Raw genomic sequence first — 14,869 nt, 5'->3', positions numbered from 1 at the left:
CCGGGGGTGACGAGGCGGGCGCGGCGGGGAGCCGGGCGCCCGGCCCGCGACGGCGGGAAGCCCGCGCGCCGGGCCGGTCACCGCCGGCGCCCCCGCGGCGGCGGCGCTCAGGCGGACCGGGGCTCCCCGGGGGCCTCGTGCGGCTGGGCGGTCCCCCACACCACGCGCAGGAGGTCCTCCAGGGCGTGGGCCAGGGAGTCGTCCACGAGCGCGTAGCTGACCTGGCGCCCGCGCGCGGAGGTGCTCACCAGGCCGCAGTCGCGGAGACAGGCGAGGTGGTTGGAGACGTTCTGGCGGGTGAGCCCCAGTTGGTCGGCGAGTCCGGCGGGGTAGTGGGGACCGTCGAGGAGCGCCAGCAGGAGGCGGCAGCGGGTGGGGTCGGACAGGGCGCGTCCGAGCCGCTGGATGGCGGACAGGCGCTGCTCGGAGGTCAACATGAAAACCATTGTACATGGCTTGCTGTATAGACAGCACAGGCTGTATAAACAGTGGAGGCTGAACCATGGGTGCCGCGGACGGCGGCCCCGGGAGAGGACGTCGCGACGGGAGGGCTGATGGGCCTGGGACACGACCACGGGCACGGGCACGGCGTCACCGCCGGGGCCGCCAACAGCAGGCGGCTGGCGGTGGTCCTGGGGATGATGCTCGCCGTCGCCGTGGTCCAGGTGGTCGGCGCCGCGCTCAGCGACAGCCTGGCCCTGCTCGCCGACGCCGGGCACACCGTCACCGACTCCTTCGGGGTGGCGCTGGCCCTGGTGGCCGTGTGGATCGCGGCCCGGCCCGCCACCAGCAGGCGCACCTTCGGCTACCAGCGCGCGGAGATCCTCGCCGCCGCCGTCAACGCGCTGGTGCTGTTCGTCCTGTGCGGGTTCATCGTGGTGGAGGCGGTCGAACGGCTCCGGGAGCCCGCCGACGTGTCCGGGCCGGGCATGATCGCCGTGGCCGCCTTCGGCCTGGTCATGAACATCGGCGCGCTGCTCGTCCTGCGCTCGGGCGCCCGCGAGAGCCTCAACGTCAAGGGCGCCTACCTGGAGGTCCTGAGCGACGCCCTGGCCTCGGTCGGGGTGATCGCGGGCGGCGTCGTCGTCTGGCTGACCGGATGGGACCGGGTGGACACCCTCGTCTCACTGGGCATCGCGGCGATCATCGTGCCCCGCGCGTGGGCGCTGCTGCGCGAGGCCGTGCACATCCTCCTGGAGGCCACACCGCAGGGCATGGACCTGAGCGAGGTCCGCGACCACCTGCTCGGGCACCCCGCCGTCCTGGACGTCCACGACCTGCACGCCTGGACCATCACCTCCGGGGTGCCCGTGATGTCGGCGCACGTGGTGGTCGCCGAGGAGCACCTGCGCGACAGCGGCCGCATGCTGGACGAACTCCACGCGTGCCTGACCGGTCACTTCGACGTCGAGCACTCCACCTTGCAGCTGGAGCCGCCCGGCCACGCCGACCACGAGGGTGCACGCCACGCCTGACCTGGGGCGCGGCGCACCCGGGCACCGCGGCCGGGCCGCGCCGGGGCGCCGCCGCGGGCCCGTTCGCAGGACCGCGTCCCCGCTGGTGGAGACCGCCGCGGGCGCCACCAGCACACCCCCGCGCGGTTACGATGCTGGACGGGCCGTCGGCGTGCCATGATCGCGACCCTCCGGCACACCTCCCCGCGCCCAGGAACGTCTAAGGAGACACCGTGGCACCCTTCCCGACCCGCGGTCGGCGATGAGCGAGAACCGGCTGAGAGTGGGGCTGCGCAGGCTGCGCGGCTCGCTCCTGCCGCTCAGGGCGGCGAGGCTGTCGTACAAACTGCGCCGGGAACTGAGCGCCACCCGTGAGGCCAGCACGTGGCGCCAGCCCGCGCGTGTGTTCCTCATGGCCTACGTGATCGTGGACCTGCTGGGCACGGCGCTGCTGATGACCCCGCTGACCACGCCCGACCACCGGGGGCTGGGGTTCGTCGAGGCCTTCTTCACCGCGACCTCGGCGCTCTCGGTGTGCGGGCTGAGCGTGGTCAGCATCGGCAACGACCTCAACACCTTCGGCCAGGGGGTGGTCCTGGCGCTCATGCAGGTGGGCGGCATGGGCATCATGACCCTGGCCTCCCTGCTGGGCACGGCGATGATCCGCCGATTCGGGCTGCGCATGCAGCTCACCGTGCAGACCGAGACCCGGAGCCTGTGGGTGGGCGACGTGCGCGGTCTGGTCAGCCGGGTGGCCCTGATCTTCCTCATCTGCCAGGGCCTGACGTTCCTGCTGATCACCCCCAGGATGTGGCTGGGTTACGACATGCCGCTCGGGGAGGCCGCCTACTCGGGCTTCTTCCACTCGATCTCGGCCTTCAACAACGCCGGGCTCTCCCTGTACGGGGACAGCATGATGCGGTTCTCCGGCGACGCGTTCGTCCTGGTGCCGATCGCCCTCGCGGTGATCCTCGGCGGCATCGGCTTCCCCGTCCTGCTGGAGCTGCGGCGCGAGCTGCGCACCCCGCGCCTGTGGAGCCTGCACACCAAACTCACCGTCACCACCACCGCGATCCTCTTCGCGGCCGGGGCGCTGCTGGTCACGGTGATGGAGTGGCACAACCCCCAGACCCTCGGGCAGATGCACTGGTGGGCCAAGCTCGTCGACGGCTTCTTCCACGGCGTGATGCCCCGCAGCGGCGGCCTCAACTCCGTCGACACCGGGGAGATGGAGGACGCCACACTGCTGGTGACGATCATGCTGATGTTCGTCGGCAACGGCAGCGCCGGAACGTCCGGGGGCATCAAGGTGGCCACCCTGGCGGTGATCTTCCTCGTGGTGGCGGCCGAGGTCCGCGGCAACGACAAGGTGCACGTCTACGGGCGCCAGCTGTCGCCCGAGGTGATCCGGCAGTCGTTGAGCCTGGTGTTCCTGTCCGCGACGGTGGTGGCCTTCACCACCGTGCTGCTGGTGCGCACCACCCCCTTCGAGCTTCTCCCGGTGATGTTCGAGGTGGTGTCGGCCGTGGGAGTGGTGGGCCTGTCCACCGGCATCACCGCGGACCTGGCGCCGTGGGCCCAGTTCCTGCTGGCCCTGCTGATGGTGGCGGGCCGGATCGGCCCCATCACCTTCGTGACGGCGCTGGCCTTCCGGGACCACCGCCGGCGCTACGATCTCGCCGAGGCCCGGCCGATCATCGGCTGAGGGCACGCCGAGGGAAGGAAGGGACACCGTGCAGCAGCACAGGAGACTCACCGACAAGCGGGTCCTGGTCATCGGACTGGGCCGGTTCGGCAGTTCGCTCGGCCTGGAGCTGGTCAGCCGGGGGTGGGAGGTCCTGGGCGTGGACTCCAGCCCGCGGCTGGTGCAGTCCTTCGCCGACGCGCTCACGCACACGGTGATCGCCGACGCCACCGACGAGGAGGCGCTGCGCCAGGTGGGCGCGGGCCAGTTCCACAGCGCGGTGGTGGCCATCGGCACCCACCTGGAGGAGAGCATCCTGGCCACCTCCCTGCTGGTGGACATGGGCGTGTCCAACATCTGGGCGAAGGCGACGAGCCGCCGCCACGGCCGCATCCTGGAACAGGTCGGCGCCACCCACGTGGTGCTGCCCGAGCACGACATGGGCGAGCGGGTGGCGCACCTGCTGTCGGGCAGGATGCTCGACTACGTGGAGCTGGAGGAGGGCTTCTCGCTGGGCAAGACCAAGGCGCCCAAGGAGCTCATCGGCAAGACGCTGCGCGAGACGCGGGTCCGCCAGCACTACGGGATCACGGTGGTGTCGGTGAAGCGGATGGGCGAGGAGTTCACCTACGCCACCCAGGAGACGGTGTTGAACAAGGGCGACGTGATCGTGGTCGCAGGACGCACCGACGACGTGGAGCGCTTCTCCGAGTCCACCTGAGCCGGGCCGCACGGCGGCGGGAGGGTCCGCAACCGCTGCGGGGCGGTGGAAACCGGTCGGACGGGGAGGGCGGCGGGGAGCCGCGCGGCGCCTCCGGTCCCGCGTCCGGCCGCCCGCTCCGCGCGCCCGCGGGCGGCGGTTCCGGGACGCGTGAGCGTTCCGATCCAAAGAGACAAATTGACAACCGTTTTCATTCTTCCGACAATTGACCCATGCGAACTGGGACAACCGTGCGGGCCGCCGCCCTCGGCGCCGCCACACTTCTGACGATCACCGCCTGCGGAAGCGGCGGCGAGGGGGCGGACGACTCGGGTGTCTCACCCGCCGACGCGGACCTGACCGTGGTCACCGGCGTCTACCCCCTGGAGTGGCTGGCCGAGCAGATCGGCGGCGACCGGGTGGCGGTCGTCCAGCTCACCGAGCCCGGCACCGAGCCCCACGACCTGGAGCTGACGGGCCGACAGGTCGCCGAGGTCAGCGAGTCCGACATCGCCTTCTACGTGGAGGGCCTCCAGCCCGCCGTGGACGAGGCGGTCGCGCAGGAGGCCTCCGAGAGCGCGTTCAACGTCGCCGACGTCGTGGAGCTGCACCCGGCGGGAGAGGGCGGCCACGACCACGCGGAAGGTGACGAGCACGCCGAGGAGGAGCACGGCCACGGCGAGGAGGAGCACGGCCACGGCGAGGAGGGCCACGACCACGCCGAGGACGAGGCGCACGCGGAGGAGGAGGCCGCCGCCGAGGAGGAGCACGACCACGGCGAGTACGACCCCCACTTCTGGCTGGACGTGGACCTGATGGCCCAGACCGCCCAGGCGCTCGGCGACCGGATGGCCGAGGTCAACCCCGAGGGCGCCGACGGCTACGCGCAGGGCGTGGAGGCGGTGACCGCCGAACTGGAGGCGATCGGCCAGGAGTACGAGGAGGGGCTGTCCTCCTGCGAGCACGACGAGGTGGTCGTGGGGCACACCGCCTTCACCTACCTGACCGAGGCCTACGGCCTGGAGCAGATCGGGGTCAGCGGGGTGGACCCCGAGACCGAGCCCTCCCCCTCGCAGATCGCGGCCATCACCGACGTCGTCAACGAGCGCGGCATCGAGACGATCTTCACCGAGCCGCTGATGCCCGCGGCGACCGCCGAGACCATCGCCGCCGAGACCGGCGCACAGGTGGAGGTGCTCGACCCGCTGGAGGGTGTCACCGAGGACTCCCCCGGCGACGACTACCCGTCGATCATGCGGGGCAACCTGGAGGCGCTGAGCACCGCGCTGTCCTGCTCCTGACCCTCACCGCGTCCCACCGCACCGGCCCCGTCGGCCCCGGGCTCCCGCCCCGGCCGACGGGGCCGACGCGTGCCCGCGCCCTCCCGCACCGCTCTCCCGGCGGGCGGGGTCTCCGCTTTCGCGCCCCCGCGCACCCGCGGTCCGGCGTGTCCGCGTGTTCTCGCACCCTGTTCCCCGGTCGGAGAAAGCCGCGTGTTCTCACGCACCTTTACCTCCCGGCCGAAACAGCCCCCGGGATACATGGGAACGACACGTGGGAAGGCCATGGGTTACATGGCGCTTACATACCACCAAACCCTCGGACAAGTGGCGGGGGTCACGCTATGCTTGTGAACATGTCGGTGCCAATGCACGTGCATTTGGCGGTGCATAAGCACGGACGTTCCCCTCGACGGAAAAAGGAGCAGCATGACCGCACACAACGGCATCCCCGCGACCCAGCTCACCGAGGCGGCCTGGCAGAAGGCCCGGCGCAGCAACTCCCAGGGCGCCTGCGTCGAGATGGCCCGCCTCGGCGACGGTTCCATCGCCGTACGCAATTCGCGGTTCCCGTCCGGACCGGCGCTGGTCTACACCCAGGAGGAGATCGACTGCCTCATTCTGGGCGCCAAGGACGGGGACTTCGACAACCTGCTCAGCTAGGACCTTTCGTCCCATCGGGCGCGTTCCGCCCCGAGACATACAGGAGGGGTTACCGCTCGGCGGTGACCCCTTCCCCGGTCACCGCGCCCCGACCGGTCCGCGGCCGCCGGCCGCCGGCCCGCGCGCACCTGCCCCGAAACCCGGAAAGGCCCGCCTCGGCGAGCCTCTCGTATCCCTGGGAGCGTGTTCGGGATCCCCTCCTCCCGTCCCACGCCGTTGCTCAGCCGACTTCCTTGTCCAGGTCCTCCAGCATCTGCTCCAGCAGTTCCAGCGTCTCGTCCGGCGTGGCCGCGGCGACGCTGAGCCGGGTCATGGCCTTGGTGTAGGCCTCCACCACCGGCCTGCGGTCGATGATCTCGCCGTCGGTGAGCTGCTCCAGGTAGACCATGTCCGCGAGCTCGAACTCCGAGTAGCGCAAGAGTGTGAACGATCCCGCCTCGGCCGCGTGCGCGCCCACCGCGAAGGGGACGATCTGGAGGGTGATGTTGTCGTACTCCTTGCTGAGCTGGATGAGCCACTCCAGCTGACCGCGCATGATCTCGCGCCCGGCCTCCGGCCCGCCGATGGGCCTGCGGACCGCCGCCTCGTCGAGGATCACCCACATGCGCATGCTCGTGTCGGTGCGCAGGCGCCGCTGTCTCTTGAGTCTGGCGTCGACGCGCTGCTCGGTGACCTCGTCGGTCTCCACTCCGCCGGAGATGACCGCCCGCGCGTACTCCTCGGTCTGGAGCAGCCCCGGGACGAACTGGGACTCGTAGATGCGGATGTGGTCGGCGGCCTCCTCGAAGCCGACGTAGCGGATGAACCACTTGTGCAGTGACTCCCCGTACTCCTTCCACCAACCGGGCTTGTTGGATTCGCGCGCGACTTCGAGGATTTCCTTGATCCTCTTGCGGTCGGAGACCCCGTACATCTTGAGGAGGTCCTCGATATCGCGCAGCTTGAAACCGACCCGGCCGAGTTCCATACGGCTGATCTTCGACGCCGATGCCCGAATCTTGTTCCCGGCGTCCTCTCGGCTGATACCACGCGCTTCGCGAAGCTGGCGCAGCTCGTGCCCGATCAGCATGCGGCGCACAGTGGGGCCGCTCCCCTGGCGCAATCGAGCGATATCCACGTTCGCCGCCTCTCCCTCATTCCTCGCACAAGGGTATCCGTGTGAAGGGACACCTTTGCCGTGCGGACAAGACACTACAGGTACACGATAGAACGATAGAGCAGTGGTGCCTTCGCCTCGCTGGCGGATCCCCCAGCACCTCCGGGGAGGGCCCGCCGCCGGGAGTGATCCGGCGCGGCGCCCGGCGGGAACCCCGGCACTCACACGAATTGCGCCCAAACGAACTTTCCACCGGGCGGCGTGGGAATCACGCCCCACTCTCGCGCGAAAGCGCTCACCAGGGCAAGCCCCCGGCCGCCCTCCAGGTCGAGATCGGTTTCCCTTCTCTCCGGCAGCCGGTCCCCACCGTCGCGAACCGCACAGATGAATTCACTGCCGCTGCGCATGAGCGAGAGCTGAATACCGCCCTCGCTCTGCCCTGTCAAGGGCAGAGGGCCACCATGCCGGAGCGCATTGGTGACCAATTCCGAAACGACCACCGCGACATCGCTGGACAAGTAGTGCATCTCCCATTCGTGGAGAAGCGCCTCGGAAATCTCGCGCGCGGCCCCCACCGAGTGGGGGCGCGGCTCGAAGCTCCACGTGACGGCGTCGTGCCGGTCTCCGCAGACGGGGGTGTTCCAGCGGCGGGAACCGTGCGTCAGGACCCTGAGCCACCAGCCACCGGCCGGGTCGGCCACCGCCTCAGCGCACTCCATGCCTTCCACTCCTCCCTGACGCACCGCTGTGTGGGCGTCGGTGACACGGCCGGGGACGGACCGTGTCCGCGTGCAGGTCGGGCGCGTGCCGCTGCACGACTCGAATGCACGTGCATCTTCGTCTTGCAGGCAATCGTAGGCCAAGCCCCGACGATGTGCAGGCAAACGGGGAGACGACTTCGTCCGACCCGTGAGGCGGGTCGCCGCGGACCTCCCCACCCGCGGGCGGCCCCGTCCCGAGCGCACCCCGTCCACCTACCGACCGGTTGGCATGTGGATAGGATCTCCTCGCGCCCACCACGCGAACTCTTGGAGGTAATCCCATGTCACCAACGCCCCGTGTGGCCATCGTGACCGGTGCGGCCCGTGGGATCGGTGCCGCCGTCGCTGAGCGCCTGGCGCGCGAGGGCCGGTCCGTCGCCGTGCTGGACCTGAGGGAGTCCGACGCCCGGGAGGTCGTCGACCGCGTCACGGCCGCGGGCGGCACCGCCCTGGCCGTGGGCTGCGACGTGTCCGATCCCGACCAGGTGACCGCCGCCGTCGACACCGTGGCCGAGCGCCTGGGCCCGCCCGCGATCCTGGTGAACAACGCGGGCGTCCTGCGCGACAACCTGCTGTTCAAGATGTCCGTGGAGGACTGGGACACCGTGATGAACGTGCACCTGCGGGGCTCGTTCCTGATGAGCAGGGCCGCCCAGGCCCACATGACCGCGGGCGGTTGGGGCCGGATCGTCAACCTGTCCAGCTCCTCCGCGCTGGGGAACCGGGGCCAGGCCAACTACTCGGCGGCCAAGGCCGGACTCCAGGGGTTCACCAAGACCCTGGCGATCGAGCTGGGCAAGTTCGGCGTGACCTGCAACGCGGTCGCGCCCGGCTTCATCGAGACCGCCATGACCAGGGCGACCGCGGAGCGCATCGGCGTCAAGTACGAGGACATGAAGGCCTTCAAGGAGGCCGAGATCCCGGTGCGCCGGGTGGGCGTGCCCGAGGACATCGCCAACGCCGTCGCCTTCCTCACCGGTGAGGAGGCCGGGTTCGTGTCGGGCCAGGTCCTCTACGTCGCCGGCGGGCCGCTGTAGCACTAAGTACTAACCTACGCGACCCGTGAACGCAAAACGGAGGGCCCCGCTTGTGACGCTGGCGGGGCCCTCCGGGCGTTGGTGCTCGCGTGAACGGCTACACGTCCCGCTTCCACGGCTCTGGCAACGGCCCGCCGCTCCGGAGGGCCTCGTCCAGGGATTCCCACCAGCGCGCGGCGTCCACGAGGACCCTCCGCGCGGCCGTCACTCCGACACGTTCTCTGAGAGTTTCCGACAGAGCGCCGTAACACGCAGCGACACACACCCACGCGGGCAAGGCCCCGGGAGCCACACGCCATGACACGGGAGCGGGGCCGCCTCGGCGCATGTGTGCGTCCAGTTCACCGAACAACCGGTCACACTGCCGGAGCCGGACGGGCGCATGTGCCGGATGTCCAGGGTTGGCCAGAACGGTGGAGAGTTCGCGGACGAGGGCATCAACGCCGGGGCCCTCGTACGCACGATTGCGCGTGCCCACGTCACGCGCGGTCCCGCGTGCATGCTCCGGCATGCTGTCCTCGTTCCACGGGTCGTTAAGCGCGTTGGCGTGCGGACCCGTGTGTCCCGGTGGAAGCACACACGGCAGACGACGGCGTCCGATAGCCGGACCGTGTTCCCAACCGGGGCGGCGTGCGGCACACGGCCCTACGGCGTTGCCATCGGCGTCACGGTGAATATCCGCGTGGTGCGCACGGTTGACGCATGCGTCTACAGAGCAGGGAATGAATACGGGGGTGCTCACGCGGTCACCTTCGCCATGCGGGTCGCGCGCGTCGCGTCCTGGCTTGCCTCGTGTGCGCAGTAGTACCCGCGCACCATCGCGGCCGGAGGCTGGACGCCTTCCGGGTCCACCACGGGGACGTAGTCCGTCGGGGCCGGGCGGAGCGCCACGGACAGGACCTTGTCCAGAGAACGACGCGGGGCCGGAACGCGGGACGTCCGGCCCGCTTCCAGGGGGGCCGCTCCGCACGGAGACGGATACACGTAACCCGGTCCGGCCGGACGAGCGGGAACAGGGTCGGCCGCGTAACGGCGGACGCGGTTCGCGCGTCGGGCCCGCGCCTCCGCCTGGAGTTCGCGGAGGAAGTCACCGGGGCCCGCGTGGAGTCCCCGGGCCGGGCGGAGCAACCGAACGAGGGTTGCGAGCACGGAAAGTAGGGTGTGCATGTTGACGCTCCTGTAAGCGTTGACCATGGCCCCGGGGGTGTTACCAGCACCCGCCGGGGCTCTGCCGTTTCGGCACCCGTGACGCTACCGCAACCGTTCAGACCTGTCTACAGAGTTCAGAGCTACCCACCGTGACACCATTGGGCACATGACCACACCGCTTCCTGACGGGTACGGACCGAACAGCCGTATCAAGGAGGGCCCGGAACCGAAGTACGTGCAACTTGCGGCCATCCTTGCGGCCAGGATCGACCGTGGAGACTTCCCGGAGGACACTCCGCTTCCATCTGTGGCGAAGCTGCAAACCGCATACGGCGTTTCGCGGGGGACTGCGCAACGGGCGGTCTCCGTGCTCGCAGAACACGGACGGGTCCGCGTGTCCAACGGCAAGGGAGCGTGGCCGGTCCATACGTAAAGCGGCCCCGGAAACGCGCCCGTGTCAGCGTTCCCGGGGCCGTGTGCGCTCCGCCGGAAGCGGACGGCGGAGCGCGTGGGGCCCGTTCTCTCTCCGGGCCCCTGGAAGGGTCTAGGACAGCCACGAACCTAGACCCGCGTGGCTTGTTGGTGCCGGGCCCGCTACGGGGAAGTGCAGCGGGACCGGCGTCCGCGCACACGAGGGCATCCCGACGCGTGCGCGGAGGTCTCTAGTCGCGGCGGGGGTCTCCCTTTTGCGGCTGTGTCTTCTCCTTGCCGCCGTCCGCGCCGCGAACTGGTCCTGTCCGTTCCTGGCCCTTCTTCTCCATGGCGGCGGCTATGGCGGCCAAAGCGGCGGCTTTTTCTTCTTCAGTGGCCACAGGTCGTCCTTCCGTGTGTGGGTATCCCGGCGGAGGTCCCGCCGGAAGCCGTGCGGCTACGCGTCCGGCTCGTCCTCGTCCTGGACGTCGTCCACGGGGCGGAAGTGCTTGCGCCACGGGTCCGGAAGCGGCCGACCCGCCATAAGCCACTCATGGAGTTGGTCGAAAGCCGCGTCCGTCTCCACGAGGTTCCGGCGGAGTGCCTTGTAATCCTCGTCCGCTGTCGCAAGCGCGGCCCGGAGCTGTGCCTTGGTCGCGCGGGACGGCGGAGCGGCCCAAGCCCCCGCGTCGGGCCGCTCCCGGAGGTTCCCCGACACCGCGTCAAAGAGGTAATCCGCGAACCCTTCCGGGTCCCGTGTCGGGTCGGGGACCTCGTCCTCCGCCGGGTCGTATGCCGTCATGACGTCCTTTCCTGTCTGATTGATAGCGGCCAGCGGTGGACCCGGCGGTCCCGTTGGGGAAGCCTGGACGGCTCCGGCGTCCGGGGCCGCGTCGCCTCCGCCTCGTGGAACACAGCGGGGACGTCCGCGCTGTCGTCCTGTGGATTGCCCTTGGGACACGCCGTGTGTGCCTTGTGGCCGCTCGTCTCCGTGTGCGCGCACGCGGGACACGTCCAGGCGGTCATGTCTCGTCCTCCGCCAACGTCTCCGCCACCGTGCGGGCCACGGACCATTCCATGCCGTGCCAGTGCAGCGGGACGAGCGTGTTCCCGCGCTCCGCCGGGATTTGGCGGAACCACTGGCGGCCCACGAGGATCACGGTCACGGAGCGGTCCCCGGACGAGGCCGTGACGTATCCCGGGAGCGGTCCGGCCTCCGCCTGGACGCCGTGCGTCGTACGGAGGAAGTCCACGAGGTCCGACAGTGGGCTTTCCACGCCGGTTCTCTGGTCAAGTGGGGTGAACGAGCACGACATAGGGGGCCTTCCGCGCGGGACTCACTTCTGAATGCCTGTGTCCAGCGTTTCGCCACAAGAGATTCCACGGAGTAGCCCAGGTGTGAGCCCTGCTGTGGGCCAGTGGTTCACAATGGCGGCATGGCCCCCAAACCGTTCCGTCTGGTGCTCCGTGAACTCCGGTCCGCGCGTGGTTGGTCGCAAGCGCGGTTGGCGGAAGCGCTGTGTGACGTGTCGGGACGTCCAACGGTGACCCGACACGATGTGTCGCGGTGGGAGCGGGGGAAGCGTGTCCCGCGTGCGTGGCTTCCCTACCTCGCGGAGGTTCTGGACGTCTCCCGGGAGACGTTGGAACGGGCTACGGTCACGGAGCCGGAGCCCTTTCCGGTTGCGGAAACGCTGGCGTCTCTCTTGCCTCCGGGGGAGGCTGTCGCGCCGCTACAGGCCCGAGCAGGCCGGAGGGTGGGGCAGACGACGGCGGATGATCTGGCGACCCGTGCGCACGGTCTGCGGCTTGCCGACGACGTTCTAGCCGGAGGCGATTTGATCGGTCCGGCCTTCCGGGAACTGGACGCGGCCGTTCGCGTCCTCCGGGAATCGACGCACACGGACGAGGTCCGGCGGGAACTACTCCGGGCGGTTGGTGAACTCGCGCAGATAGCCGGATGGATTGCCAGCGACGCGGCGGACTCCCGGGCGGAGGGGGCCTATCGGCTTGGGCTGGACGCGGCACGGGAAGCCGGGGACGGCCCGTTGGCCGCGCAGCTTGCCGGGTCTCTCGGCTACCACTTGGTGAACAACGGACGTGTTGCCGATGGGGCCGCGCTGTCGGTCGCGGCCGTGGCGGAGGCGGGACCGGACGCTCCCGGGAAGACGCGGGCACTGTTCCATGACCGGGCCGCGTGGGCCCATACACAAGCCGGGGACGCGCAAGCCGCTATGCGGTCGTTGGGGGCCGCCCACGAGGCACTAGCGGAGGACAGCGGGGACACTCCGGAGTGGGCTTACTGGGTGAACGAGGCGGAACTAGAGGTCATGGATTCCCGCGTCTACACGGAACTCCGCCGTCCCCTGCGCGCGGTTCCCCTGCTCTCTCGTGTCCTCCGTGAATACCCGGCCACGTCCACAAGAGAGCGGGCTTTGTATGAATCGTGGCTTGCCGTGGCCTACGCGGACGCGAACGAACCAGAAGAGGCCGCACGCGTCGCGGCCCGCGTGATCGAACTATCCGGAGACGTGGCATCCGCGCGGACATCGGACCGGGTCCGTGTCGTGCTGTCGCGACTTGCCGACTTCCCAGACGTCCCGGAGGTCCGGGAAGTGCTGGACAGCGTCGGTCCGGCTTGAACAGCGCTAAACAATTACCAAGCATGAAGAAATGGGCTTTCGGGGTGCCCCGGCGTGCCAAATAAGGCGAAGTTCACGAAACTTAAACAACATCCAAAACATTGAAACACTAAGAATATTCGTGACTTTAGATCATTTCGGAGGAAATCTGCTCCAGGAATCCTCCAGCCGCCTACCGTCTTCCGTTACAGCCCTCGCCCGAACATGAAAAATTGGCCACTCTGGATCACCCATCAGCAACCGAACCATATCACCAAACAATTTGAGATTCACCAACCAAGAATCACCCCGCCGAGAAGGAATCTCTCGTTTGACTGGACGCGGGAACCATGGATGCTCGAAATCAGAAAGAAAGTGCGGCACATAGCGATCAAAGTCGCCATCCTGGGCAATATCAATACTAACTTGCTCTACAAAAATTGAACGCGATGTTGGATTTGCCACCTTGATAACGAGAGCCGGGTTCAAGTCTCCTTGAACCACCTGCCAACCCTTAATCGCCTGCCCAAATGGAACTCCCTTCCAATCCCCATGTCGCGAAAGATGCCCCCCAAGCAAATCAATCTTCGGCGACTCTTCACCCCCGACAACCAAAGTATCGATCTTGTGCGCCTGAACGACGGTTCCGCTGTTCACGTCCCTCACGTAGTTACCCATGGAGACAGCATAGCAATGATTTCATCAGGCCATCTAAATACGCGCATAGGACACGACAAGAGATGCTTTCAGGGCAAAACTATTGAAAGTAGATAAGGGAACATGAAAGGGCAAATCAACACCATTCCTCGTGCGCGCCCGCGTTGCACGCGCATACGCCCGCATGTTCGCGCTAGTCACGCGCCTAAGTAAAAACCTCAGACCCGTACGGCGACAGGATCGCTATCCCCCGCCGGAGCATAGCCCCCGAGGTTTGGGGGTCCTCCCCACCCTGACCAGGGGAAACGTCGCTGATCATCCGCGCGGGTGTCGCTCCGGTTCACGTGCTCGTTTCTCTCGCCGTGCGTTCGCGTAACTCATATCAGACAAGAGAGCTCCAGGACCAAATAAGAAAATACCTAGGAGAATATCCCTGGACTGATGCAGAACTGTTCGCGAACGACTAGGCGGACATGGCAACCTTGAAAGCCATAAAGCGACGATCGTCCATCTTTCCCGCGCCAACAAAAGTCCCCATGAGAGAGACATCCGCGCGGACGGAAATGTCGAAATCGCGGAGATAGCGGAGCGCGTAGCCGTTGTGAGCGCGCGTCTCCGCGAACCCGGCTCCCTCCGGAGGGAGCGGTGCGCGGCACGCTAGCGTGAAAGCCTCACGAGTGAAAGCCACAGCCCCATCCGTGTAAGGAGAGACGCGGACAGAGAAACCCATAAGCCTGGTGAGCTCTCCGCCCCTAAGGGCCTCGTCCGCCCCGGCGGATGCTACATCCTGGAGAGCGGGAAGGTTAAGAAAAGCCTCCAGCATCTCCGGGCCGATCACCAGAATACGACCATTCATCGGAAGCTCACGACGCGTGAATTCCGCCGCTGCCCTAGCAATCGCGGAAAGCGGGGCATCCGGGTTAATGGTTTTGGTGTTCGCCGCGTCGTTGACCTGAGCGTTCATCACGCCCGCGATAGCCTTTTCGCAGTACTTCGCAACGCCCGCCGCCTGAGGCTGGAGAACCTGAGCACCAAAATTCACGATGTCTAGGGAAAGTTCCTTGTCCGAGAGCTTGACGGCGGAATATGCCTCGTCTGTAAGAGTAACGGGCACGGCTCCCTCCGCGATGTCAGAGAACACCGTGGCCTGTCCGGCCCCGTTCTGAGCGTCGATCACGTTAGGCACGCGCACGCGGACGGTGTCCCCGACTCCGCCGGTGAATCCCGCCTCCGCGTCACGGTAAACGAGATTACCGAGAACGCTTTCGGCTTCGACCAGACCGAGCGACGCGTTAATAACGTCGGACACCTGGATAGTGTGAGCCATATATGTACTCCAGAAATAGAAAAAGCGCC

At 68.0% G+C, this 14,869-nt stretch carries 16 protein-coding genes; 8 read left to right on the top strand and 8 right to left on the bottom strand.

From position 1 onward, the window contains the following. Positions 1–107: 107 nt before the first annotated feature. On the bottom strand, positions 108–437 hold the full coding sequence (gene cmtR / locus NDAS_RS02655; RefSeq protein WP_019606728.1) for a Cd(II)/Pb(II)-sensing metalloregulatory transcriptional regulator CmtR: 330 nt from the start codon (positions 435–437) through the stop codon (positions 108–110). Between the two features lie 117 nt (positions 438–554). On the opposite strand from cmtR, the gene NDAS_RS02650 reads away from it, so the two are divergent. The 5 genes from NDAS_RS02650 (at position 555) to NDAS_RS02630 (ending at position 5,781) form a co-directional block, all read left to right on the top strand. Further along, positions 555–1,475, top strand: coding sequence for a cation diffusion facilitator family transporter (locus tag NDAS_RS02650; protein WP_013151579.1), 921 nt, complete (start codon positions 555–557; stop codon positions 1,473–1,475). 241 nt (positions 1,476–1,716) lie between these two features. Continuing rightward, entirely contained in the window at positions 1,717–3,159 is a 1,443-nt protein-coding gene (locus NDAS_RS02645; protein ID WP_041552261.1) for a TrkH family potassium uptake protein, read from the top strand. 28 nt (positions 3,160–3,187) lie between these two features. Then, positions 3,188–3,859 carry a potassium channel family protein gene (locus tag NDAS_RS02640; protein WP_013151577.1) on the top strand — a complete coding sequence of 224 codons (672 nt, stop codon included), beginning with the start codon at positions 3,188–3,190 and terminating at the stop codon, positions 3,857–3,859. Between the two features lie 212 nt (positions 3,860–4,071). Then, a complete protein-coding gene (locus tag NDAS_RS02635) occupies positions 4,072–5,139 on the top strand; it encodes a metal ABC transporter substrate-binding protein (protein ID WP_041552259.1) in 1,068 nt (355 codons plus the stop codon). A gap of 408 nt (positions 5,140–5,547) precedes the next feature. After that, positions 5,548–5,781, top strand: a complete 234-nt coding sequence (locus NDAS_RS02630; protein WP_013151575.1) for a DUF397 domain-containing protein — start codon at positions 5,548–5,550, stop codon at positions 5,779–5,781. A 220-nt stretch (positions 5,782–6,001) separates the two neighbouring features. Here the strand turns inward: NDAS_RS02630 and NDAS_RS02625 are convergent, their stop codons facing one another. Further along, positions 6,002–6,850, bottom strand: a complete 849-nt coding sequence (locus NDAS_RS02625; protein ID WP_036552062.1) for a helix-turn-helix domain-containing protein — start codon at positions 6,848–6,850, stop codon at positions 6,002–6,004. Between the two features lie 248 nt (positions 6,851–7,098). After that, the gene (locus NDAS_RS02620) at positions 7,099–7,596 is read right to left on the bottom strand and encodes an ATP-binding protein (RefSeq protein ID WP_013151573.1); all 498 of its coding nucleotides are present in this window, start codon (positions 7,594–7,596) and stop codon (positions 7,099–7,101) included. Between the two features lie 323 nt (positions 7,597–7,919). On the opposite strand from NDAS_RS02620, the gene fabG reads away from it, so the two are divergent. Both fabG and NDAS_RS27735 read left to right on the top strand, forming a co-directional pair. Next, positions 7,920–8,675 carry a 3-oxoacyl-ACP reductase FabG gene (gene fabG / locus NDAS_RS02615; protein WP_013151572.1) on the top strand — a complete coding sequence of 252 codons (756 nt, stop codon included), beginning with the start codon at positions 7,920–7,922 and terminating at the stop codon, positions 8,673–8,675. A gap of 1,315 nt (positions 8,676–9,990) precedes the next feature. Beyond that, a complete protein-coding gene (locus NDAS_RS27735; RefSeq protein ID WP_013151570.1) occupies positions 9,991–10,257 on the top strand; it encodes a GntR family transcriptional regulator in 267 nt (88 codons plus the stop codon). A gap of 229 nt (positions 10,258–10,486) precedes the next feature. Here NDAS_RS27735 and NDAS_RS28810 read toward each other — a convergent pair whose 3' ends face one another. The 3 genes from NDAS_RS28810 to NDAS_RS02600 form a co-directional block, all read right to left on the bottom strand. Beyond that, positions 10,487–10,636 carry a hypothetical protein gene (locus NDAS_RS28810; RefSeq protein WP_156095246.1) on the bottom strand — a complete coding sequence of 50 codons (150 nt, stop codon included), beginning with the start codon at positions 10,634–10,636 and terminating at the stop codon, positions 10,487–10,489. Between the two features lie 56 nt (positions 10,637–10,692). After that, positions 10,693–11,037, bottom strand: a complete 345-nt coding sequence (locus tag NDAS_RS02605) for a hypothetical protein (protein WP_013151569.1) — start codon at positions 11,035–11,037, stop codon at positions 10,693–10,695. A gap of 220 nt (positions 11,038–11,257) precedes the next feature. After that, positions 11,258–11,512, bottom strand: a complete 255-nt coding sequence (locus NDAS_RS02600) for a hypothetical protein (protein ID WP_126625042.1) — start codon at positions 11,510–11,512, stop codon at positions 11,258–11,260. 159 nt (positions 11,513–11,671) lie between these two features. Here NDAS_RS02600 and NDAS_RS02595 point away from each other — a divergent pair, with 159 nt between their 5' ends. Then, the gene (locus tag NDAS_RS02595) at positions 11,672–12,877 is read left to right on the top strand and encodes a helix-turn-helix domain-containing protein (RefSeq protein WP_013151566.1); all 1,206 of its coding nucleotides are present in this window, start codon (positions 11,672–11,674) and stop codon (positions 12,875–12,877) included. A 132-nt stretch (positions 12,878–13,009) separates the two neighbouring features. Here NDAS_RS02595 and NDAS_RS28455 read toward each other — a convergent pair whose 3' ends face one another. Both NDAS_RS28455 and NDAS_RS02590 read right to left on the bottom strand, forming a co-directional pair. Continuing rightward, a complete protein-coding gene (locus tag NDAS_RS28455; RefSeq protein WP_126625041.1) occupies positions 13,010–13,534 on the bottom strand; it encodes a hypothetical protein in 525 nt (174 codons plus the stop codon). A 442-nt stretch (positions 13,535–13,976) separates the two neighbouring features. After that, positions 13,977–14,822, bottom strand: a complete 846-nt coding sequence (locus NDAS_RS02590; RefSeq protein ID WP_167539488.1) for a P22 phage major capsid protein family protein — start codon at positions 14,820–14,822, stop codon at positions 13,977–13,979. Positions 14,823–14,869 lie beyond the last annotated feature (47 nt).

Source organism: Nocardiopsis dassonvillei subsp. dassonvillei DSM 43111 (genome assembly GCF_000092985.1).
In the GTDB taxonomy this organism is placed as follows: Bacteria; Actinomycetota; Actinomycetes; order Streptosporangiales; family Streptosporangiaceae; genus Nocardiopsis; species Nocardiopsis dassonvillei.
The sequence above is the reverse complement of the archived record's forward strand: the minus strand, read 5'-3'. Positions and strand labels throughout refer to the sequence as shown.